Here is a 19,006-nt window from a genome sequence, read left to right on the forward strand (position 1 = left end):
CCGCTACCTCTCCCGCACCCGCCCCATTGGAGCCTGACCATGCGTAACGAAACCCGCCTCCTGTTTGCCGCCTATGTGAGCCAGATCGCGCTCATCAATGGCGTGGCAACCGCAGAAACCAAATTCACCGTCGCGCCCGTTGTCGAGCAGAAGCTCGAAGAGAAGATCAAGGAGTCGAGCGACTTCCTCGGCATGATCAACATCCAGCCCGTCGTGCAGCAGAGCGGCAACAAAGTCGGCGTCGGCGTCACGCGCCCGCTTGCCGGTCGCACCAACACCGCCGGCGGCAACCGTCGCACGCCGACCGATCCCACGGACACCTCGGATGAAGGCGGCTATTTCTGTCGCCAGACCAACTACGACCATGCGATTCCCTATGCCAAGCTGGACGCATGGCGACACAAGCCCGAGTTCCAGACCCTCCTGCGCGATGTGATCATCAAGCAGCAGGGCCGCGACCGGATCATGATCGGCTTCAACGGCATCTCGGCGGCCGCGACCACCAACCGCGATGACAATCCGCTCCTGCAGGACGTCAATGAGGGCTGGCTGCACAAGATTCGCACCAAGGCGCCCTCGCGTCATCTTGAGGACGGCGCGCTGACCTCCGGCGGCACGAAAGCCATCTACGTCGCCGCCGGCGTCGAAGTCGTAAACGGAGCCGGCACCAATACGGACACCGCCAAGGCCGATTATGCCAATCTCGATGCGCTCGCCTTCGACGCGCTGGATCTGCTCGACCCCTGGCACCGGGGTGACACCGATCTGGTGGTGATCGTTGGCTGGCAGCTGGTGAAGGACAAATATCTGAACCTGCTGCAAGCCGCCGGCGACACCGCGACAGAGCGCGAAGCCGCCCACCGCATCCTCACGCTGCCCAAGCAGCTCGCCGGAAAGCGCGCCATCATCGTCCCCTTCTTCCCGGAGACGAGCCTACTGGTCACCAGCCTCGATAACCTGTCGATCTATTGGCAGGAAGAGACGCGCCGGCGCCACATCAGGGATGAGCCGGCCCTCGACCAGATCGAGAATTACGAGAGCGTCAATGAGGATTTCGTGGTCGAGGATTACGGCCGCTGCGCCCTTGTCGAGAATATCGTGATGGGCGCCAAGCCGGACTGATCGGCCGGCGCCCTTCTCCCGCATTCGCTCCAACTGACAGGACACGCACAATGAGCCTCGCTCGCCGCCACAGGGACCGCATCCTTGCTGCACAGACCGTTGCGTCCGCTCCCAATGTTGGAGCGGCCACCCCCGCCGCCGCACCTCTCCCGGCGGCGGGGGATACCTGCCCGAGCGGATCGCCCGCTGATCGCGCAGCCGCCCAGATCGCCATGCGCCTGACACATGATCTGCGCCGCCTTCACGAAATCAAGGGCGTGGATCTCAAGATCGCCGCCAAGCGCGAAATGCTACCCGAATATGCCGATTGGGTGAAAGGCCTGCTCGATGCCGATGCCGGCGTAGGGACGGGCGTTTCTGCCGAAGTTCTGCCCACTGTCATGGTCTGGCTGATCGACGTGGGCGCGTTTGATGATGCGCTCGAGCTGGTGCCCTTCGTTCTGCGCCATGATGTGCAGATGCCGGCGCGCTACAACCGCGATGCCGCCACGATCGTGGTGGAAGAGATCGCGGAGGCCGCACTCAAGGCGCACAATGCAGGCGCCCATTTCGATCTGGGCGTTCTGCTCCGCGTGGCCGAGCTGACAGACGCGATCGACATGCACGATCAGGCCCGCGCCAAGCTGCGTAAGGCCACCGGCGCGCAGCAGCTCTACATTGCCGAGGACATGGAGGCCAACGCCGAAGGCCGGGCGATACTCGAGGCGGCGCTCGCGTCCCTCAAGGCCGCGCAGGCGCTCAATGATCGCATTGGGGTGAAGGACAAGCTGAAGCGCGCCGAGAAGATGCTCAAGGCGCAGGACGCCGCTGCGGCGGCCACCACAGCGCAACCCAACCACGAAGGCGGCTCAGCCGCCTGACAAGCTCGCCCCCGGCGCTCGGGGGCGGATCGCGCGAGGCGGGAGGTTTTTACAACCGAAGGGCCGCCCTCTGTCCCGATCCTCACCCCCGTAAGCCGAGAGCCGGAAAGGACGCACGATGCTGACGCGCAACGACTATCTGCTGCTCGCCCTAATCGGCATCATGGTCGGGGGAATGGCGCCCCTCGCGCGAGCGATCATGGCATGAGCTTCGTCGCCAAGCCCCCGTCGCCTGAGAGCGGCCCACAGCCGGCGGAAACCGTCATCGAGAATGACGACTTTTTCCCCGCGATCGATCCGCGCGAGATCCGCGAGCTGGCACGCATCACATCCAGCATCACCGCGCCGCGCCTGCGCGGCGCCATTCTGGCCGCCATGGATGCGACGGAGATCGATCTGCGCGCGTGGGTGGCCGAGCAGACGGGGCAGGGGCACGCCACGCTGGCGGACGTTCCTGCGCCCCAGCTGGGTGGAGAAAGCCGCAACCTGATCCGCTATCGCCGCGTCATCGCTCTGCTCGCCAAGGCCGAGCTGATCGATCGACATCGCGACTTTGACACCACCGCCGCCGGCGCAAGCCAGGGCGATGAACTCGATGAGAGCGTGCGCGAGCTGCGCCGCGATGCCGCGCATGCGATCCGCGACATGCTGGGCCGCACGCGCACCACCGTGGATCTCATCTGATGGCCCGCATGCAGCCCCTCACGGCCCGGCAAGGCGACACCATGGACGCACTGATCTGGCGCGAGGCTGGCCTTGGCGCGGGCTCGATCGGCACGGTGCTCGATGCCAATCCGGGCTTGGCCGACCTCGGCCCGATCCTCCCGCTCGGCACCGTCGTCATGGTGCCGATTTCCAAGGCGCCCGAGGCGACCCGCCAGCGCCCCCTCATCCAGCTCTGGGACTGATCATGGACCCTAAATCGATCCTGCCGGCCGCTATCGAAACGATCAGCTCGCTCACGCCCGCACTCATCGGCTCTGCCGTCGCACAGGCGTGGAAGCCGGGCCTAAACTGGCGCCAGCGCTTCGTGCAATGGGTGGTTGGCTCCACGGTGAGCTTTTACGCCACGCAGGGCATCGTCGCCTTCACTGGCTGGAACGAGTTTGTCGCGCAGTCGATCGGCTTCGGCATTGCGCTGGTGGCCTTTGACGCCACCCCGCGCGTGATCGCCTCGGCCTCCGACACGCTCACCCATGCGCCGGGCCGCCTTTCCGATCTCATCTTTGGCAAACGGAAGGACTGAGCCATGCAGCTCTCGCCGAACTTTTCTCTGGCCGAATTCACCGCATCAGCCACCGCCAAGGCCCAGAAGATCGACAACAGCCCGAACGCGCAGCAGATCGCTGCGATGCAGCTGCTCTGCGCCAAGGTGCTTGAGCCGTTGCGCGCGCATTATGGCAAGCCCGTGCGCGTCAACTCTGGCTATCGGTCGCCGGCGCTTTGCGTGGCCGTGGGATCCACCGTCAAAAGCCAGCATGCGCTGGGCGAGGCGGCCGATCTTGAGGTGGTGGGCGTCGATAACTTCACCGCCGCCACGTTCATTCGCAATGCCTTGCCATTCGATCAGCTCATTCTCGAGAACTATGTGCGGGGCGAGCACGATAGTGGCTGGATCCATGTGAGCTATCGCGCCGGCCGCCTGCGGCATGAGGCCCTGACTTATTCCCGCCGCACCTATTTCACGGGCCTTTTGTCGTGAAGTGGGCGCTTGGGATCCTCAAAGCTGGCTGGGGCATGCTGAGCGGCTCGCGTGAGACGCTGATCCTGCTGGGCCTCGCCGGTGCAGCAGCGGGGCTTTACGCTTGGGGGGGCAGCGGCCGCGCCGAGCGCGACCGCCTCGAGGCGTGGGCGCAGCAGCTCTGCCTTGCCGCCGGCGGCGAGTTCACCGGCACGAAGCCCAAGGGCAAAGCCAAGCCGGATGGCTGCACCGCTCTGGTGGCGAGCCTTGCTGCCTATAAGCGGGACTCGCAGAGCGCCACGGCCGCCGCGCTCGCCCGCGCTGCCGAGCGCACGCAGGCGAAGGCCACCGCCGATCGCGCCCTTGCAACCGCGCAGGCCACGCGCCGCACCGCCACCGTTCAAGCCATGGAGAAAGCAGATGAAACGATCGCGCCAGATGATCGCGTTGGGGGTGATTGGTTTGATCGCCTCAATGACCTTGCAGGGCTGCGCCCAGCGCCAGATTGAAACGGCGCCGGCCGTCATCGCGGTGGAAGTGAAAGACACGCCACCGGCGGATCTGCTGGCCTGCCCGGCGGCGCCTGCGCCATTCCCGCGCGATGCCACGGCCACAATCCCGCCGGCGGTCCGATCGGCGCTCATCGCCCTTGCCACGGCCTATGCGGATACGCGCGACCAGTTGCTGCGCGTCATCCGCTGGCATGAGCCGGGCGCCTGCGCGGATCCGCGCCGATGAAAAAGCCGGCGAGCCTTCGCGCCCACCTCACCGCCTATTTGCCCGAGTTGCAGACGCAACCGGACCGCCTCGCCATCTATGTCGAGAGCGGCAGCGTGCGCGCCCTCCAGTCGCGCTCCCACAGCTATGAATTTGCCTACAAGCTGCAGGTGGGCCTCTGGGATTTTGCCGGCTCGGCCGATAGCCTCATGCTCCCCCTGCTGATCTGGTTGGAAACAGAGCAGCCCGAGCGCCTGCGCGATCGCGATGCAACGCCCTTCACCTTTGAGACTGAGCTGCTGGACAGCGACACCAGCGATATCCTGATCTCGATCGATCTCACCGAGCGCGTGATCGCCAAGCCCCGCGAGGATGGCACCGGCTTTGACCTTGAACACCCGGCTGAGCCGCCCGTGTTTGAGACCTTTCCCGGCATCGATAATCCCTTCATTCAAGGCTGGGGCGGCACTGAGCCGCTCGAGGCAAGTAAAGCGCCTGGCACCATTCTGACACCGGCAATACCGCCAGACGCATGAGCGAGGATCTGCTCGAGCTGGAGGCGATGGCCGGCGCGATCGTGCGGGCGCTGCGCGCCGGCGAGCGGCGTGCCATGCTGCGCAAGATGGCCCAGCGCCTCGCCCTGAGCCAGCGCCAGCGCATCGCCGCCCAGCGCGCGCCCGATGGCAGCGCCTTTGAGGCGCGCAAGCAAAAGACCCCTGCGATCCCCTCGCGCGGCCCGGCATGCTTCCTCTATCCATCGAGCGGCGGCGTGCGCCGCGTCATCATGCGCGGCTTCTCATGGGACAGCGATCGCAAGATGACCGGCTTTGATGTGGAGGCCGGCGGCATTCGCTCTTTCCACTTCGACAAGGTGGTGAAGTGGCTTCCCGTGCCCGAGGAATATCGCGGGGGCGGCGGCAGCACATTGCGTCGCAAGGGCGGCCTGCGCCGGCGCGCTATGTTCCGGCGGCTCTCTTCGGGCCGCTATCTCCGCTCTGGCGTGGACGATCGCGGCTTTTGGGTGGGGTTTAGCGGGAAAGCGAGCGAGATCGCCGGCATCCACCAGCACGGCCTTCGCGATAAGCCATCGCTGCGCGCTCGTGCGATTCCCTATCCCAAGCGCGAGCTGATCGGGGCGACGGAGGCGGATCGGGAAATGCTGATCAACCTGCTTTACGAGCAGCTGAGCGGGGCATAGCGACAAAGCACCTTCATCGGGCGAGAGCGTCTCGCCCGATGCGCCTCATGGAATAGGGCGCCAGCCTCGGCCGAAATGGGCGGCATGGCTGATGCAACTTTCACCGCAGTAGATCTCTCGCGCCTTCCCGCGCCCGATGTGATCGAAAAGCTCGATTTCGAGACGATCCTCGCCGATGCGGTGGCGCAGATGCAGGCGCGCATGCCTGACTTTGAGGCGCGGGATAGTGACCCCGCCACCAAGCTACTACAACTCACCGCCTATCTCGCTCAGCTGCTACGCCAGCGCGTCAACGATGCCGCTCGGGCCGTCATGCCGGCTTATGCCACCGGCGCGGATCTCGACAACATCGCTGCCCTGTTCGGCATTGCCCGCCTCACACTCGCGCCCGCCAACACTGAGCTGGGGATCCCGGCCGTCACGGAGAGCGATGCCGATTTCCGCCGGCGCATGGTGCTGGCGCCCGAAGGATATTCCGTCGCCGGGCCGGAGGGCGCCTATATCTTCCACGCGCTGAGCGCCGATCCGCTGGTGCTCGATGCCAGCGCCACCAGCCCGGAGCCGGACGACATTCGCGCGCTCGTGCTCTCGGTGCTCGCCGATCACGGTGCCAATCCGGCGCTGGTCAATGCCATGGCGCAGGCGCTCGATGGCGCGACATGGCCGGGCGAAGTCGTCGTTTCCGTGCTCTCACGCGCAGAGACTGGCGAGGCATCGCCAACGCTGATCGCGACCGTTGAGGCGCACCTCTCCGATGAGACGATCAGGCCGCTCACGGATCATGTGATCGCGCAGTCAGCCGAGATCGTCGGTTTCGAGGTGGATGCGACCCTCACGACATTCAGCGGGCCAGATGGCGCGGTGGTTCTTGATGCCGCGCGCGCGAGCCTCGATCGCTATGTGGAAGAGAGCCACCGGATCGGTCGCGATATCACGGTTTCGGGGCTGCACGCGGCTCTGCACGTCGAAGGCGTGCAGAATGTCGTGCTCGCGCAGCCAACCGCAGATCTCATCATCAGCCGGACACAGGCGCCATTCTGCACCGGGATCTCGCTCACCTATGCGGGCACCGGCGAATGAACGCGCCTAGCATCCTGCCATCTGGCTCAACCCCGCTCGAGAAAGCACTCGAGCAGGTGATCGCCGCCGCGCTCGATATCCCGGTGCCGATCCGCGAAACATGGTCGCCCGATCTCAACCCGATCGCGCATCTGCCATGGCTGGCGTGGGGTCTGAGCCTCGATAACTGGTCGTCGGACTGGTCCGAGGCGATCAAGCGTGAGCGCGTGCGCAAGGCGATCCCGATCGCGCGCCAGAAGGGCACCGCCGCCAGCGTGCGCAGCGTGGTGCAAAGCTTTGGCGGCTCGGTCGCGATCCGCGAGTGGTGGCAGCAGGAGCCGCGCGGGATCCCGCACACATTCCAGCTGCTGCTCAATCTCGAGCAGGCCGGCGCCCCGGCGAGCGCGGCCTTTGTCGATCAGGTCATTGCCGAGGTGAGCCGCGCCAAGCCGGTCCGCTCTCACTTCACATTCACCCAGGGCATCACGGCACGCGGCGGCATCGGCCTTGTCGCGCGCGCGAGGCCTGCGCTGCTCGCCCGGCTCAGCTGCGCCGCGCCGGCCGCCTAATCGGAGGTTCCATGGCTCTCTCTATCATTGTCACCGATGCCGGGCGTGCTGCGCTGGTCAATGCCGAGAACAACGGCACCAGCCCGGTCGTGATCACGCAAGCCGGCATCACCGCGACCGCCGTTGTGCCATCGCCCGGCGCCACCGCTGTTCCCGGCGAGATCAAGCGGATCTCGACAATCTCGGGCGATGTGGTGGCCAATGACATGATCCACCTCGTGGTGCGCGATGAAACGGCCGACAGCTATGCGCTGCGCAGCTTTGGCCTCTATCTGGCCGATGGCACCCTGTTCGCGGTCTATGGGCAAGCCGAGCCGGTTATGGAAAAGTCATCGCAGGCGATGATGCTGCTCGCGATCGACATTGCTTTTGCCGATATCGATGCCGCCCAGATCAGCTTTGGCGATGCCAATTTCATCAACCCGCCCGCCACCGAGACCGTGCGGGGCGTGGTGGAGCTAGCGACGCCTGCGGAAACCGCCGCTGGCGTGGACACTACGCGTGCAGTGCATCCCAAGGGCCTTAAGGATAGCGTCACGAGCTGGCTTAATGCGCGCTTTGGCGAGGGCAATCCTTCCGCGTTCATGAAAGGCCTGCTCGCCACGGCGTCGGCCGCTGCCATGCGCGTCGCGCTCGGGATCAAGAGTGGCGCGCTGAAGGACGAAGGCGCCGGCGGCGGCCTCGATGCGGATCTGCTCGATGGGCAACAGGGATCATACTACTCCAATGTGACGGCGCGGCTCGGTTACACACCGGCAAATAAAGCGGGCGAGACGTTCACCGGCCCGATCTCCGTTCCTTCCATCAACGTGGCAAGCGGCGACCTCTATCTAAGCCGAACGAGTGACAGTTGGGGTTATGTCATCCGCCCTTCAGCCGCTGGCTATCGTAACCTAGGGTTCACGACGGAGGGAGGGGTAGCACCACTCGATAACGTGAATTTTCACGCATTGTATGTTGGACGGCAGGGCCACCGGATCTGGGATGCCGGCAATGATGGCGCCGGCTCTGGTCTCGACGCGGATCTCTTGCGCGGCCTTTCACCCGACCAAGTTGTGACCGTCTCACGCATCCTTGCAGCACTGGGCTTCACGCCGGCGAACAGGGGAGGCGACACCTTTAGTGGCACGATCACAGCGCCAGCTTTCAAACTGGACGGGCTCTATGGTGCAAGTGCTTCGGGTATGAGTGTCGGGACCGGAGACGGCGCGAGCTTCACAACCTTCAATATGGAGGTGAAGAGTTGGTACGGCATCGGCTTCAGGACGTACGACAATTCGGTAAACGGCGTTTATGACAGTCGCGCGGGCCTCTGGAATGTCAGGGCCGGCTATTACATCAACGGCACGTCTGTTTGGCATCCAGGCAATGACGGTGCCGGCTCTGGCCTCGACGCAGATCTGCTGGACGGGCATCAGGCCGACGCCTTTGATCGCATCACGGCGCAAAATCTATCGGCCAATGATGGCTATATCGTGCATGCAAATGGGCTGAAAGAATGTTGGACGACGCTGTTTGTGCCCGGCGACAGCGGAGCGACCTGGGCGCTTCCTGTTGGTCACTCTCAGTGGGTCAATCCCGTGATCTCTATGTCTATCCAAAACGGCGAGAATAACGCGCAGCAGGTGGTCGGCATTGTGTCCGCCAGCCTGACCCACATTCAGATCTACTCCGCCGTGAATTACGGCCAGACCGTTCGCATCCAGACCAAGGGCGTATGAAATGGAAGATATGACCATCAAGATCGGGGTACTCGACAGCGCGACGCACACCGTGCCCGTGACGTTCACGCTGGGCGAGATCGAGCACAAGCGCCCGGTCAACGCCGTCATCAAGGAAAACGGCACGCATGATCGCGCAGCCACAGTTGAGCGCGTCAATGAGGTGGCGCGAGGCGTGGCGGAGAAGATCAAGCTTGGGGTCATCAGGGTCGCCCTGCCTCCTCCCGACCCGGAGTAAGCTCTCACGTCCTGTTTTCGGAAAGGCTAGGATCTACCAATCAGAACTCAGCACGGCATTAATTTTGCGGACTACTAACACTAGCCGGTTTTAAATGCTCCCACCATTGTGAGGAAAAACTTGAGCGTCGCCATTCTGTTGAACGGTTACTAAATGTGTCGTTCCTTGCGAGCAGCTTACTTGCCAAGTCGCCTCTTCCGCATTTTGAACACGTTCAACGTTGGAGACTTCCATGCAAGCAAAATCCGCGTCTCGAATCGTCTTGAGAAAAACGGATCGACGCTGAGATTCTGAAAGATTGTCGATTGCGTTCACGTGATCGACCGCGTCAACATTGCTGTCGTGATCAGCCAAATCATCAGCTTGTTCCTGCCCCACTTCTCGTTGTTCTGCATCCCGCTGCATCAGGACTAGCATTGCGATTTCTGCGAGATGATCTTCTATGGCGCTGACATTCACGCTCATTGCAGCCGAATCAGAACCATCGGCAAGAAGCTGCCATGAAAATGGGATACGAAACTGGCGATCTTGAACCAGAGAACTACCAAGATTATTTTTGATTTCTACGGTAACTTCGCATTCAATTTTGTTAACCGATTTATCTATGTTTGAAGCGGTCGGCAGAGAATAATGGACTTCGACAACTTTGGAGAAATCTCTTCCTTCGGGGATGAAGCGGGCTGTCAAATTATCGTAGGTTTCCTGAACGCCGCAGACTTTGGCGTCTCCAACTTTGATCATGTCGACGATTGAGACTTTTTCGTCTAGCGAGCCAGCCTGATTATCACTTACAATCGAACATCCGGCGACCATTACCAAGGTCAGCGCAGCTACCGCATTCCGCCAAATCATGTTCACCCCCCACACATCGTTGGGTGGAGCTTCTAGCGTTTGCATCACCGCCGGACAATCGCGCGCAGAGCATTCATGATTGAAGCCCGCGGTCAGTCTGCGGTGTCGGCCCTCCCCGGCAAGTAGGTCATCTTGAGTCAGAGTTTCGCAGCCGCGCCGGGCCGAAGTTTGCGGCGCCTCGTTCCGCGACAGCCTAGAATCCTCTGCCTGATCACAACGGACTCCATCGGGCGAGAGCGTCTCGCCCGATGGCCCCCCGCGCATGCCGGAAGGGCGCGCGGCATGGTCTGCCCATGCGCAACCCTTCCGACCTCGAACAGATGACCGGCGAAGTGATCCAGCTGGGCGCGATCGCATCCGTGGATCCCGCGAACGCCACCTGCATCGTGGCCATTGGCGAGATCACCACCGGCGAGCTGCCATGGCTCGCCCAGCGAGCCGGCGGCGTGCGCTCATGGTCGCCGCCTACGGTGGGCGAGCAATGCGTGGTGCTGGCACCCGAGGGCGATCTGGCCAACGGGCTGGTGGTGCTCGGCCTCTACAGCAACGCGCACCCCGCACCGTCAGCCAACCCCGATCTCGTGCAGCTGGCACTCAATGACGGCGCCCTGATCGAATATGATCAGGCGGCCCATGTCCTGAGCGCTACGCTGCCTGCCGGCGGCACGGCGCAGATCGAGGCGCCCGGCGGCATCACGATCAAGGGCGACGTGACGATCGAGGGCGATATCAGCCTCGATGGCAATATCAGCATGAGCGGCACGCTGACGGCCGAGCAGGATGTGCTGGCGGCCGGCAAGAGCCTCAAGAACCACCGGCACAGCGGCGTGACGGCGGGCGGCGCGCAGAGCGGGCCACCGGCATGAGCGGGATGGATCGCCGCACGGGCGCCCCGCTCGAAGGGCCAGACCATATCCGCCAGTCCGTGAGCGACATTCTCGGCACCGCGATCGGCGCGCGCGTCGGCCGCCGTGAATATGGGTCGCTGCTACCCGAGCTGATTGATCGACCAATGACGGCGCCCAACATCCTGCGCCTCTATGCGGCCACGGCTCTGGCGCTCTCGCGCTGGGAAAAGCGCCTGCGATTGCGACGCATCCAGCTGGTTGCGGGCAATCGTCCTGGCACTGCCGCACTCACCATTGATGCCGAGCGCACGGATGCCCCTGCGCCGAACGCCCGGCTGCGCCTCACTTACCCCCTCAACGCTTAAACTCGAGGAACCGACCAATGGCTTTCAAGCACGGCATCACCATCACCGAGATCGATACCGGCGCGCCCACGATCAGCGCCGTGGCCACCGCCGTTATCGGCCTTGTCGCGATCGCCAGCGATGCGAACGCGGCGACCTTCCCGCTGGATAAGCCCGTGCTGATCACGGATCTTGCCGATGCGATCAGCAAGGCCGGCACCAACGGCACGCTCGCCAGCTCGCTGCGCGCGATCAGCTCGATCGTGAGCACGCCCGTGGTGGTGGTGCGCGTGGAAGAGGGCGGCGATGCGGCGGAGACGGCCAGCAATGTGATTGGCGGCGACGTGGCCGGCGAAAAGACCGGCATGCAGGCTTTGCTTGCAGCGCGCGCTCAGACGATGGCTCAGCCCAAGATCCTGATCACGCCCGGCCTCGAGACGCAGGCGGTCACCAAGGCGCTGGCCGGGGTGGCGAAAAAGCTGCGCGCGTTCGCTTATGCCCGCGTCGTCGGCGACACCGTGGCCGAGGCGGGGCTTTATCGCGCCAATTTTGATGAGCGCGAGCTGATGCTGATCACGCCCGACTGGCTGGTCTGGGATACGGCCACCAGCGCCAATGTCACCGGCGATGCTGCTGCCTATGCCGGCGCCATGCGCGCGCTGATCGATCAGCAATATGGGCCGCAAAAGACCCTCTCGAATGTCCCGGTGCCCGGCGTTCTTGGCATCACCAAGGATTTCTATTGGGACATCGAGAATATGGCGAGCGATGTGGGCGTGCTCAATCAAGCGCACGTCACCAGCCTCATCCGCACCGATGCCGGCTATCGCTTCTGGGGCAACCGGACCTGCGCGGCGGATACCAGCCTCTATAAGTATGAGAGCACGGTGCGCGTGGCGCAGCTGCTCACCGATACGATCGCCAAGGGCATGTTGTGGGCGGTGGATAAGCCGCTCACCCCGTCGCTCACCCGCGATATCATCGAGACGATCAACGGCTTTTTCCGCCAGCTCAAGGCGCAGGGCGTGGTGCTGGGCGCCAACGCATGGTTCGATTCCGCGCTCAACTCGGTGGAGAGCCTCAAGGCCGGCAAGCTGCGCATCGACTATGATTACACGGTGCCGCCGCCGCTCGAGGATCTCGGCTTCAATCAGCGCATCACGGACAAATATCTGGCCGATTTCAGCGCGGCGCTGAGCGAGGCCTGATCGCCCGCCATCCTCTTTCCCCGATCATAGGAGCAAATCATGGGCCTCCCCCGCACTCTCAAAAATATGATGCTGTTCAACGAAGGCTCGGCCTATCTGGGCGAAGTCAAGACGGTGACCTTGCCCACGCTCACCCGCAAGATGGAAGAGAGCCGCCTTGGCGGCATGAACGGCCCGGTGAGCTTTGACATGGGCATGGAGGCGCTTTCGGCTTCCTTCACCGCTGGTGGCCCGCTGCGCGACGTTCTGCGCCAGTTTGGCGCAACGACCATCGATGGCGTCTATCTGCGCTTTGCCGGGGCCTATCAGCAGGATGACAGCGGCAACGTCGACGCGATCGAGGTGATCATGCGTGGGCGCCACAGCGAGATCGAGATGGGCGATCAGGAGGTGGGCGAGCCGGGCGAATTCAGCGTCTCCAGCGCGCTCGTCTATTACAAGCTGCTCTGGAACGGCCGCACTGAGATCGAGATCGATTTCATCAACATGATCGAGATCGTGGACGGCGTGGATCGCCTTGCAGCCCAGCGCAACGCCATCGGCCTCTTCTAATCGCCCCGGCCCGGCTTCACCGGCCGGGCCGCGTCCCCCCCTTGCCCTTCTGGAGAGCATGATCATGACCATCCCGGCCGAGCCGATCTTTCGCACCGTTTCCCTCGACAGCCCCGTGCAGCGCGGCGAGCAGTCGATCGACAGCATTCAACTGCGCAAGCCCAAGTCGGGCGAGCTGCGCGGCCTTTCGCTGGTCGACCTCGGCCAGCTCAAGGTCGATGCCCTCACCAAGATCATTCCCCGGATTTCCATGCCCACGCTGACCGAGGCCGAGGTGGCCAATCTCGATCCCTCCGATCTGCTTGCATGCGGCGCGGAGATTGGGAGTTTTTTGCTGCAGAGATCGCAGAGGGCGGCGCTCCACGACTGATCGAGGATGCCATGGCGGATCTGGCGATCACCTTCCACTGGTCGCCGGCCGTCATGGACGAAATGAGCGTGAGCGAGCTGCTGGGCTGGCGCGAGCATGCCGCCCGCCGATCAAGGCCCCCTGAGAAACCCGGAAAGCGGTAGTCATGGCATCCAAGAACCTTCGCCTGCAGGTCATCCTCGAGGGCCTCGATCGCGTGACCGCGCCGCTCAAGGCGATCACCGGCGCCAGCTCGAACGCGCGCAAGGATCTGGCCGAGACGCACAGGCAGTTGCAAAAGCTCGATGCGGCGCAGCAGCAGGTCGGCAAATACAAGGCGGCCGAGGGCCGCTTCGCCGCCGACACGCAGGCTCTGGCGCAGCAGCGCGCGAAAATGGAAGAGCTGCGCGCTACGCTCGAAAAGACCGAGGCGCCGACCAAGAAGCTGCGCAATGAGTTCGCGCGAGCTGAAAAGCAAACCGCCCTGCTCACGGCCAAGGTGGACAGGGGCGGCGATGAGCTGCAGCAGCTCTCCCGGCAGCTGGGCGAGGCGGGCATCGACGTAGCGGACCTTGCGCGCCACGAGAATGATCTGGCGATGCGCACACATGATGCCAATCAGGCCCTGAAGCGCCAGACAGAGCAGCTCGACAAGGTGGCGAAGGCACAGCGCAACACCGATCGGCTCAATGAGGTGAGCGCCAAAGCGACCGGACTTGGCCTCGGCATGGTGGCCGCCGGCACCGCCGCCGGCGCGCCGATCGTCATGGCAACGAAACAGGCCATGACGCTCGAGGCAGCGATGGCTGATGTGCGCAAGGTGGTGGATTTCGATTCCCCGCAAGCCTTTGCGCAGATGACCAGCGATATCCTCGACATGAGCGAGCGGATCCCGATGGCGGCCGAGGGCATCGCTGCGATCGTGGCGGCCGCCGGGCGAGCGAACGTGCCCCGCGAGGAACTGCTGCGCTTTGCCGAAGATGCGGCAAAAATGGGCGTGGCCTTTGAAAGCACTGCCGAGGTTGCCGGCGCGACCATGGCCAAGTGGCGCACCGCTTTCGAGCTGCCGCAAGACGGCGTGGTGGAGCTGGCCGATCAGATCAACGCGCTCACCAACACCTATGGCGGCAATGTCGGAGCCGTTACCGAAATGGTGACGCGCATCGGCCCGCTCGGCAAAGTGGGTGGCCTCGCTGCAGCCCAGATCGCCTCCATGGGCCAAGTGCTCTCAAGCGTGGGCGTTGAAAGCGAGATCGGCGCCACTGGCATCAAGAACATGATGCTGGCGCTCACCAAGGGCAGCGCCGCCACCAAATCGCAGCAGAAGGCGTTCGCATCGCTGGGCCTTGATGCCGAGCAAGTCGGCAAAGCCATGCAGAAGGATGCCGGCGGCGCAATCCTCGATGTGCTGGGACGCCTGCAGGGGCTATCGAAGGAGGCGCAGGCTTCCACCCTCACACAGCTCTTCGGATCCGAGAGCGTCGGCGCGATCGCGCCGATGCTCAACAATCTCGATCAGCTGCGGGAGAACTTCGCGCTGGTGGGCGATAGCAGCCGCTATGCCGGCTCGATGAACGCGGAATATCTCGGCGCCATCGCCACGGCCGAGGGCGCCACCGGCCTTGCGACCAACGGCCTCAAGGCGCTCAACATCACCATGGGGCAATATCTGCTGCCCACGGTGGTGAAGGTCGCTGGCATGGTCGCCGGTGCGGCCAAAACCATGCGCAGCTGGGCGCAAGAGCATCCAGTGCTGGCCAAGGGCATTATGATGTTCGTCGGCGCCGGCGCGGCGCTGCTGATCCTGCTCGGCACGCTGGCGCTCGGCTTCGCCGCTCTCACCGCTGCCGCCGCACCGTTGGGAATCGCGCTCGGCCCGCTGCTGCTCATTGTGGCGGCCGTCGCCGCCGTAGCCGCTGCTGCCTATCTTATCTATGCTAGCTGGGATGGCATCGTTGCCTATTTCAGCGGCCTCTGGAGCGGCATTCTTGACGCGATCCGAAACGCAGTGGGGTTCTTCCGCTCTCTCGACTTCGGACAGATCGGCCGGGATCTCATCCAAGGCCTGATCAACGGCATGCTGGGCAAGCTGGCGGCGCTCAAGGATACGATCGTCGGCGCGGCGAGCAGCGTGGCGAAGTGGTTCAAGGAAAAGCTCGGCATCCATTCGCCTTCGCGCGTGTTCGCGGGGCTGGGCGGGTTCGTGATGGACGGCCTCGATCAGGGCCTTGCTGCAAACACCGCTGGGCCGCTGCAGCGGATCTCCGAGCTATCGGGCCGAATGACCCGGGCGCTGGCCGTGGGCGCCGGTGGAGCGGCCGTGGCGATCGCTGGACCGGCTGCGGCGCAGGGAGGCGCCAGCGCGTCTGCTGCGCCGGCTGCGGCACCCTCCACCTATCATATCGAGATCAAGGTGAGCGGCGCCGGCGTGCCCGAGGACATTGCCGATGCCGTGCGCCGGGCCATTGAGCAGATCGAGCGCGAGAAGCGTGGGCGCGGCTATGGCGACGATTAGGGAGGCGGCGCGATGCATCTGATGGCTCTGGGCATGTTCGTTTTCGAGATGGGATCGCTCGCCCCCGATGAGCTGCAGCGCAAGGCAGACTGGCAACATGCCCGCGCGCCGCGCATGGGCGCGCGGGATGCGGTGCAGTTCACCGGGCCGGGCACCGAGACCATTTCGCTATCGGGCGCCACATATGCCGAGCTGAGCGATGGGCAGGTGAGCATCGACCAGCTGCGCGAGATGGCCAGCGCCGGCGATGCCGTTCCACTGGTGAGCGGCGCCGGCGAGGTGCTTGGCAATTTCGTGATCGAGGCGATTGATGAGCGCCATTCCTATTTGATGGCCAATGGTCGCCCGCGCCGCATCGATTTCGCGATTGATCTGTTGCGCGTCGATGATCCGGCGCCAGAGGATCCCGAGGCCGCGCAATGAGCGGCCACAATATCGCGGACTGGCGCGTGACCCTCGATGGCGTCGATCTCTCCGACCGGCTGCGCCCGCGCCTCGTCTCGCTCAGCCTGTCCGAGCGGCGCGATGATGAGGCCGATCAGCTCGACATCGTGCTGAGCGATACCGATGGCGGCCTTGCGATTCCCAAAGAGGGCGCGGTGTTGAGCGTCGAGATCGGTTGGAAACAGGGCCGCAATGTGCCCATCGGCCTTGTTCACAAGGGCAGCTTCAAGGTGGACGATGTGACCCATGCTGGACCGCCCGATCAGATCACGATCCGCGCGCGATCGGCGGATTTTACCTCGGAGATCCGCAACCGCCGCGAAGGCAGTTGGAAGGATACCACGCTGGGGGCGGTTTTGCGGGACGTGGCAGGCCGCAACGGCCTCACTGCAAAGGTGGCGCCGGATCTGTCGTCGATCGCCCTGGCATCAATCGCACAGAGCCGGGAGAGCGATGTGGCATTCCTGCGCCGGCTCGGTCGGGCGCACGATGCCGTGGCGACGATCAAGGATGGACACCTGATCTTTGCCCGCAAAGGGGCCGGCGTCACCACAAGCGGCAAGCCCCTTCCGGCGCTGGTGATCGAGCGCGCGCATGTCTCCAACCACTCATGGCAGCGCCAAAAGCGCGACGGCCAGACGGGCGTGGCCGCCAGTTGGCATGACAGGGGCCGCGCCAAGCGCCAGACGATCACTGTGGGAGAGGCAGGCGGCGCGAAACGACTGCGCAAGGTCTATCCTGATGAAGCCAGCGCCCAACGCGCGGCCGTTGCCGAGCGGGATCGGCTCAGGCGGGCACCAGCGACGCTGGATCTTAATCTCGCGCTCGGTCGCCCCGACGCGACACCGGAAGCCCGCGTCCGTGTCAGCGGGTTCAAAGATGAGATCGACGCCACAAACTGGCTGATCAGGGAGGTCACGCACCGGCTCGACAAGGCTGGCGGCCTATCGTCCGATCTCCGAATGGAAACCGGCACATAGCAATCTCCCCATCAAGCGCGACCAATCCGCTCAACGCTTAGCAAGTCGAAGCCATCTCTCTCGCCCGCGAGTTTGACGCGCAGGCCTAGGAACGGCCGCAAATTCTTTGCACTGTCGAGACGCCATGTTCCGCCATCGTCTGTCTGCAACACGAACTGGTGTTTATCCTGACGAAGGACACCGAAGACTTCCAACTTGGTTCCTCGACCCATCTTCCCCCCTTTGCCAATCCGCTAGCCCTTGCAGATTGGCATCCTTTGCCGCACTCGATTTGCACACTTCGATCATCTCAGGTCGCGCATATGCTACACGATGAATGTCCATCATGCCTGTCGACACGGATCAAGGTTTGGCGTGAGGACGACTTCTGGTTTGCCCGCTGCGAATCCTGCGGTCACGAGGGGCCGCGCATGCGCGATGCTCATGAAGCGAATGAGAAATTTGTAGCTGATGGCCCGAACGCGCGCATTATCGCCGAAGCCGGCTGGCTGACGCTTCTGCTCATTGCGGTCGGTGCGCTGCTTCTGCTCGCAGTGCTGGACTGGTTCGAGGGGAATATCTGAACACGTCCCGCGACGCCGCAGTGACAGGACCTTTCAAACGTTGCGCGCCTAGCACCAGGGTTCGCGCCGACCGGTCCACGTTCGCGCAAGCCCTTCCTGCACCAACTGGTCCCCGAGCGAACGACCATCGCGAACCAGAACCCGGAGTTTTCGGTTGTACCGATCAGCATCACGGTTGCCGATCGGCCGGATTTCAAATGGCCCTTCGTTGACCAGCTCGAGAAGACGGCGCTTGGCGCGCTGTCCGAGTGCCATCTCAGCATCACATCGAGGCGACCCGATTTCTGGGGTATCGATATCCGCGATGCGAATCTTCACGCCGTCGATCCACAAGGTGTCCCCATCCACAACGCAATTGTGGCGGCTAACGCCGCACAGGTCATAGCGGGCAACGCCCTCGGTCGCGGTCGATGCAAGCGAGCTCGGCGGCGCTGATCGACTCTCAAAATAAGAGAAGCCACTACCGACGCCGATCCCGAGAAGGGCCGCAACCGCAAGGATGGCCGAGGGCCGCAAGACTGCCTTCGCCTGTTAGTTTCTCACGACCGCAGGCGCGGTGAAGTCCCGCTCTGAAGCGGCGTCCTTGGGCGCGCTCTCCATCTTGGACTGCACCAACGGCGCTGTTGCGGGTTGCGCATGCGGCGTGGTGAAAGCGAGGTCCTCATCAAGAAACGCCTTCACGCTTGAACCCATGGGGATGTAAGCGCTCGTGCCTGTCGTAAAGAAGCCCGCCAATGGAACGAGTGCAACAGCGCCGATGACGCCAGCCGTTCCAGTGACGCCCTTGTCATCAAACGTGCCGGTCAGTCGGACGTGCCGGTCGCCAAGGCGCATCGAGACGACGCGCGCTCCAATGTAGCCGGATTTTCCCCACATCCCTTTGTTGCGAACTTCTGTGACTTCTCCAACGACAGGCGTGCCGCCTGGGATCACCGTCACGCCGTTCATCGTGACGCTGGAGGCGACCTCCATTTGGAAGCGCTGGCCGACCCGCAGCTTCTTCTTTTTCGTCGTCAGCTCCTCCCGCATTTGAAGAGGAACTTCCGTTCCGGCGCGCATCACATTCTCGGCGACTGGCGCGATAAGCACGGCTTGGGATGCTGGCGCAATTTCCTGCGCAGACGCAGGTAGCGCGGTCAAAATACCACAAAGACCCACAGCGTAAATTTTCATGTCACTCCCCTCC

At 63.6% G+C, this 19,006-nt stretch carries 28 protein-coding genes; 24 read left to right on the top strand and 4 right to left on the bottom strand.

Translation table 11 applies throughout. The features are described from left to right. Positions 1 to 39 precede the first annotated feature (39 nt). The 14 genes from M2343_RS12960 to M2343_RS13025 all read left to right on the top strand — a co-directional run bounded on the left by M2343_RS12960 (position 40) and on the right by M2343_RS13025 (position 9,165). Positions 40 to 1,122, top strand: coding sequence for a phage major capsid protein, P2 family (locus M2343_RS12960; RefSeq protein ID WP_264576980.1), 1,083 nt, complete (start codon positions 40 to 42; stop codon positions 1,120 to 1,122). Between the two features lie 50 nt (positions 1,123 to 1,172). Then, positions 1,173 to 1,982, top strand: a complete 810-nt coding sequence (gene gpM, locus M2343_RS12965) for a phage terminase small subunit (protein ID WP_264576981.1) — start codon at positions 1,173 to 1,175, stop codon at positions 1,980 to 1,982. 204 nt (positions 1,983 to 2,186) lie between these two features. Then, a complete protein-coding gene (locus M2343_RS12970; RefSeq protein WP_264576982.1) occupies positions 2,187 to 2,666 on the top strand; it encodes a head completion/stabilization protein in 480 nt (159 codons plus the stop codon). Next, a complete protein-coding gene (locus M2343_RS12975) occupies positions 2,666 to 2,890 on the top strand; it encodes a tail protein X (protein WP_264576983.1) in 225 nt (74 codons plus the stop codon). Before M2343_RS12970 ends, M2343_RS12975 begins: the two co-directional genes overlap by 1 nt. A 2-nt stretch (positions 2,891 to 2,892) precedes the next feature. Then, complete coding sequence (locus tag M2343_RS12980; RefSeq protein ID WP_264576984.1) at positions 2,893 to 3,228, top strand: hypothetical protein; 336 nt, start codon at positions 2,893 to 2,895, stop codon at positions 3,226 to 3,228. A gap of 3 nt (positions 3,229 to 3,231) precedes the next feature. After that, complete coding sequence (locus M2343_RS12985; RefSeq protein WP_264576985.1) at positions 3,232 to 3,684, top strand: D-Ala-D-Ala carboxypeptidase family metallohydrolase; 453 nt, start codon at positions 3,232 to 3,234, stop codon at positions 3,682 to 3,684. A gap of 35 nt (positions 3,685 to 3,719) precedes the next feature. Beyond that, entirely contained in the window at positions 3,720 to 4,172 is a 453-nt protein-coding gene (locus tag M2343_RS12990) for a hypothetical protein (protein WP_264576986.1), read from the top strand. Next, positions 4,138 to 4,401 (top strand): hypothetical protein, encoded by a 264-nt coding sequence (locus tag M2343_RS12995; RefSeq protein WP_264576987.1) that lies wholly within the window; start codon positions 4,138 to 4,140, stop codon positions 4,399 to 4,401. The genes M2343_RS12990 and M2343_RS12995 overlap by 35 nt, the downstream gene beginning before the upstream one ends. Continuing rightward, complete coding sequence (locus tag M2343_RS13000) at positions 4,398 to 4,916, top strand: phage tail protein (RefSeq protein WP_264576988.1); 519 nt, start codon at positions 4,398 to 4,400, stop codon at positions 4,914 to 4,916. Before M2343_RS12995 ends, M2343_RS13000 begins: the two co-directional genes overlap by 4 nt. Further along, a complete protein-coding gene (locus M2343_RS13005; protein ID WP_264576989.1) occupies positions 4,913 to 5,578 on the top strand; it encodes a phage virion morphogenesis protein in 666 nt (221 codons plus the stop codon). Before M2343_RS13000 ends, M2343_RS13005 begins: the two co-directional genes overlap by 4 nt. 84 nt (positions 5,579 to 5,662) lie before the next feature. Then, positions 5,663 to 6,658 carry a baseplate J/gp47 family protein gene (locus tag M2343_RS13010; RefSeq protein ID WP_264576990.1) on the top strand — a complete coding sequence of 332 codons (996 nt, stop codon included), beginning with the start codon at positions 5,663 to 5,665 and terminating at the stop codon, positions 6,656 to 6,658. Next, on the top strand, positions 6,655 to 7,206 hold the full coding sequence (locus M2343_RS13015) for a phage tail protein I (RefSeq protein ID WP_264576991.1): 552 nt from the start codon (positions 6,655 to 6,657) through the stop codon (positions 7,204 to 7,206). Before M2343_RS13010 ends, M2343_RS13015 begins: the two co-directional genes overlap by 4 nt. A gap of 11 nt (positions 7,207 to 7,217) precedes the next feature. Then, on the top strand, positions 7,218 to 8,927 hold the full coding sequence (locus tag M2343_RS13020; protein WP_264576992.1) for a tail fiber protein: 1,710 nt from the start codon (positions 7,218 to 7,220) through the stop codon (positions 8,925 to 8,927). A 10-nt stretch (positions 8,928 to 8,937) separates the two neighbouring features. Next, entirely contained in the window at positions 8,938 to 9,165 is a 228-nt protein-coding gene (locus M2343_RS13025; protein WP_264576993.1) for a hypothetical protein, read from the top strand. Positions 9,166 to 9,255: 90 nt separating this feature from the next. Here M2343_RS13025 and M2343_RS13030 read toward each other — a convergent pair whose 3' ends face one another. After that, positions 9,256 to 10,017 (bottom strand): hypothetical protein, encoded by a 762-nt coding sequence (locus M2343_RS13030; protein WP_264576994.1) that lies wholly within the window; start codon positions 10,015 to 10,017, stop codon positions 9,256 to 9,258. A gap of 293 nt (positions 10,018 to 10,310) precedes the next feature. Between M2343_RS13030 and M2343_RS13035 the strand changes: the two genes are divergently transcribed. From M2343_RS13035 to M2343_RS13075, 9 genes are read left to right on the top strand one after another with little or no spacing between them, the layout of a single operon-like run. Then, positions 10,311 to 10,883, top strand: a complete 573-nt coding sequence (locus tag M2343_RS13035; RefSeq protein WP_264576995.1) for a phage baseplate assembly protein V — start codon at positions 10,311 to 10,313, stop codon at positions 10,881 to 10,883. Next, entirely contained in the window at positions 10,880 to 11,230 is a 351-nt protein-coding gene (locus M2343_RS13040; protein WP_264576996.1) for a GPW/gp25 family protein, read from the top strand. The genes M2343_RS13035 and M2343_RS13040 overlap by 4 nt, the downstream gene beginning before the upstream one ends. Positions 11,231 to 11,247: 17 nt before the next feature. Next, positions 11,248 to 12,417, top strand: a complete 1,170-nt coding sequence (locus tag M2343_RS13045) for a phage tail sheath subtilisin-like domain-containing protein (RefSeq protein ID WP_264576997.1) — start codon at positions 11,248 to 11,250, stop codon at positions 12,415 to 12,417. A 39-nt stretch (positions 12,418 to 12,456) separates the two neighbouring features. After that, entirely contained in the window at positions 12,457 to 12,969 is a 513-nt protein-coding gene (locus M2343_RS13050; RefSeq protein WP_264576998.1) for a phage major tail tube protein, read from the top strand. Positions 12,970 to 13,027: 58 nt separating this feature from the next. After that, positions 13,028 to 13,339, top strand: coding sequence for a phage tail assembly protein (locus M2343_RS13055; protein ID WP_264603898.1), 312 nt, complete (start codon positions 13,028 to 13,030; stop codon positions 13,337 to 13,339). 11 nt (positions 13,340 to 13,350) lie between these two features. Beyond that, positions 13,351 to 13,482: a GpE family phage tail protein gene (locus M2343_RS13060; RefSeq protein ID WP_181561032.1), complete on the top strand. Its 132-nt coding sequence runs from the start codon at positions 13,351 to 13,353 to the stop codon at positions 13,480 to 13,482. Positions 13,483 to 13,484: 2 nt separating this feature from the next. After that, positions 13,485 to 15,833, top strand: a complete 2,349-nt coding sequence (locus M2343_RS13065; RefSeq protein WP_264577000.1) for a phage tail tape measure protein — start codon at positions 13,485 to 13,487, stop codon at positions 15,831 to 15,833. Positions 15,834 to 15,845: 12 nt separating this feature from the next. Next, positions 15,846 to 16,256, top strand: coding sequence for a phage tail protein (locus tag M2343_RS13070; RefSeq protein ID WP_264577001.1), 411 nt, complete (start codon positions 15,846 to 15,848; stop codon positions 16,254 to 16,256). Continuing rightward, entirely contained in the window at positions 16,253 to 17,257 is a 1,005-nt protein-coding gene (locus M2343_RS13075; RefSeq protein WP_264577002.1) for a contractile injection system protein, VgrG/Pvc8 family, read from the top strand. Before M2343_RS13070 ends, M2343_RS13075 begins: the two co-directional genes overlap by 4 nt. A gap of 11 nt (positions 17,258 to 17,268) precedes the next feature. Here the strand turns inward: M2343_RS13075 and M2343_RS13080 are convergent, their stop codons facing one another. Beyond that, the gene (locus M2343_RS13080) at positions 17,269 to 17,469 is read right to left on the bottom strand and encodes a DUF5818 domain-containing protein (protein WP_264577003.1); all 201 of its coding nucleotides are present in this window, start codon (positions 17,467 to 17,469) and stop codon (positions 17,269 to 17,271) included. Here M2343_RS13080 and M2343_RS13085 point away from each other — a divergent pair. Then, on the top strand, positions 17,416 to 17,820 hold the full coding sequence (locus M2343_RS13085) for a hypothetical protein (RefSeq protein WP_264577593.1): 405 nt from the start codon (positions 17,416 to 17,418) through the stop codon (positions 17,818 to 17,820). The two genes, M2343_RS13080 and M2343_RS13085, sit on opposite strands and share 54 nt — an antisense overlap. Positions 17,821 to 17,868: 48 nt before the next feature. Here M2343_RS13085 and M2343_RS13090 read toward each other — a convergent pair whose 3' ends face one another. Together M2343_RS13090 and M2343_RS13095 are read right to left on the bottom strand one after the other, a co-directional pair. Further along, positions 17,869 to 18,336 (bottom strand): thermonuclease family protein, encoded by a 468-nt coding sequence (locus M2343_RS13090; RefSeq protein ID WP_413716020.1) that lies wholly within the window; start codon positions 18,334 to 18,336, stop codon positions 17,869 to 17,871. Positions 18,337 to 18,351: 15 nt separating this feature from the next. Then, a complete protein-coding gene (locus M2343_RS13095) occupies positions 18,352 to 18,993 on the bottom strand; it encodes a hypothetical protein (RefSeq protein WP_264577004.1) in 642 nt (213 codons plus the stop codon). Between the last annotated feature and the right edge of the window lie 13 nt (positions 18,994 to 19,006).

This window comes from Sphingobium sp. B8D3B (assembly GCF_025961875.1).
Classification (GTDB): Bacteria; Pseudomonadota; Alphaproteobacteria; order Sphingomonadales; family Sphingomonadaceae; genus Sphingobium.

Coding starts and splice junctions, on each gene's coding strand:
- M2343_RS12985 (WP_264576985.1), top strand. CDS start 3,232: ATGCAGCTCTCGCCGAACTTTTCTCTGGCCGAATTCACCGCATCAGCC.
- M2343_RS13020 (WP_264576992.1), top strand. CDS start 7,218: ATGGCTCTCTCTATCATTGTCACCGATGCCGGGCGTGCTGCGCTGGTC.
- M2343_RS13040 (WP_264576996.1), top strand. CDS start 10,880: ATGAGCGGGATGGATCGCCGCACGGGCGCCCCGCTCGAAGGGCCAGAC.
- M2343_RS13065 (WP_264577000.1), top strand. CDS start 13,485: ATGGCATCCAAGAACCTTCGCCTGCAGGTCATCCTCGAGGGCCTCGAT.
- M2343_RS13095 (WP_264577004.1), bottom strand. CDS start 18,993: ATGAAAATTTACGCTGTGGGTCTTTGTGGTATTTTGACCGCGCTACCT.
- M2343_RS13060 (WP_181561032.1), top strand. CDS start 13,351: ATGGCGGATCTGGCGATCACCTTCCACTGGTCGCCGGCCGTCATGGAC.
- M2343_RS13030 (WP_264576994.1), bottom strand. CDS start 10,017: ATGATTTGGCGGAATGCGGTAGCTGCGCTGACCTTGGTAATGGTCGCC.
- M2343_RS13015 (WP_264576991.1), top strand. CDS start 6,655: ATGAACGCGCCTAGCATCCTGCCATCTGGCTCAACCCCGCTCGAGAAA.
- M2343_RS13075 (WP_264577002.1), top strand. CDS start 16,253: ATGAGCGGCCACAATATCGCGGACTGGCGCGTGACCCTCGATGGCGTC.
- M2343_RS13000 (WP_264576988.1), top strand. CDS start 4,398: ATGAAAAAGCCGGCGAGCCTTCGCGCCCACCTCACCGCCTATTTGCCC.
- M2343_RS13055 (WP_264603898.1), top strand. CDS start 13,028: ATGATCATGACCATCCCGGCCGAGCCGATCTTTCGCACCGTTTCCCTC.
- M2343_RS13005 (WP_264576989.1), top strand. CDS start 4,913: ATGAGCGAGGATCTGCTCGAGCTGGAGGCGATGGCCGGCGCGATCGTG.
- M2343_RS13080 (WP_264577003.1), bottom strand. CDS start 17,469: ATGGGTCGAGGAACCAAGTTGGAAGTCTTCGGTGTCCTTCGTCAGGAT.
- M2343_RS12970 (WP_264576982.1), top strand. CDS start 2,187: ATGAGCTTCGTCGCCAAGCCCCCGTCGCCTGAGAGCGGCCCACAGCCG.
- M2343_RS13050 (WP_264576998.1), top strand. CDS start 12,457: ATGGGCCTCCCCCGCACTCTCAAAAATATGATGCTGTTCAACGAAGGC.
- M2343_RS13025 (WP_264576993.1), top strand. CDS start 8,938: ATGACCATCAAGATCGGGGTACTCGACAGCGCGACGCACACCGTGCCC.
- M2343_RS12975 (WP_264576983.1), top strand. CDS start 2,666: ATGGCCCGCATGCAGCCCCTCACGGCCCGGCAAGGCGACACCATGGAC.
- M2343_RS13010 (WP_264576990.1), top strand. CDS start 5,663: ATGGCTGATGCAACTTTCACCGCAGTAGATCTCTCGCGCCTTCCCGCG.
- M2343_RS12990 (WP_264576986.1), top strand. CDS start 3,720: ATGCTGAGCGGCTCGCGTGAGACGCTGATCCTGCTGGGCCTCGCCGGT.
- M2343_RS13035 (WP_264576995.1), top strand. CDS start 10,311: ATGCGCAACCCTTCCGACCTCGAACAGATGACCGGCGAAGTGATCCAG.
- M2343_RS12960 (WP_264576980.1), top strand. CDS start 40: ATGCGTAACGAAACCCGCCTCCTGTTTGCCGCCTATGTGAGCCAGATC.
- M2343_RS13045 (WP_264576997.1), top strand. CDS start 11,248: ATGGCTTTCAAGCACGGCATCACCATCACCGAGATCGATACCGGCGCG.
- M2343_RS12980 (WP_264576984.1), top strand. CDS start 2,893: ATGGACCCTAAATCGATCCTGCCGGCCGCTATCGAAACGATCAGCTCG.
- gpM (WP_264576981.1), top strand. CDS start 1,173: ATGAGCCTCGCTCGCCGCCACAGGGACCGCATCCTTGCTGCACAGACC.
- M2343_RS13070 (WP_264577001.1), top strand. CDS start 15,846: ATGCATCTGATGGCTCTGGGCATGTTCGTTTTCGAGATGGGATCGCTC.
- M2343_RS12995 (WP_264576987.1), top strand. CDS start 4,138: ATGACCTTGCAGGGCTGCGCCCAGCGCCAGATTGAAACGGCGCCGGCC.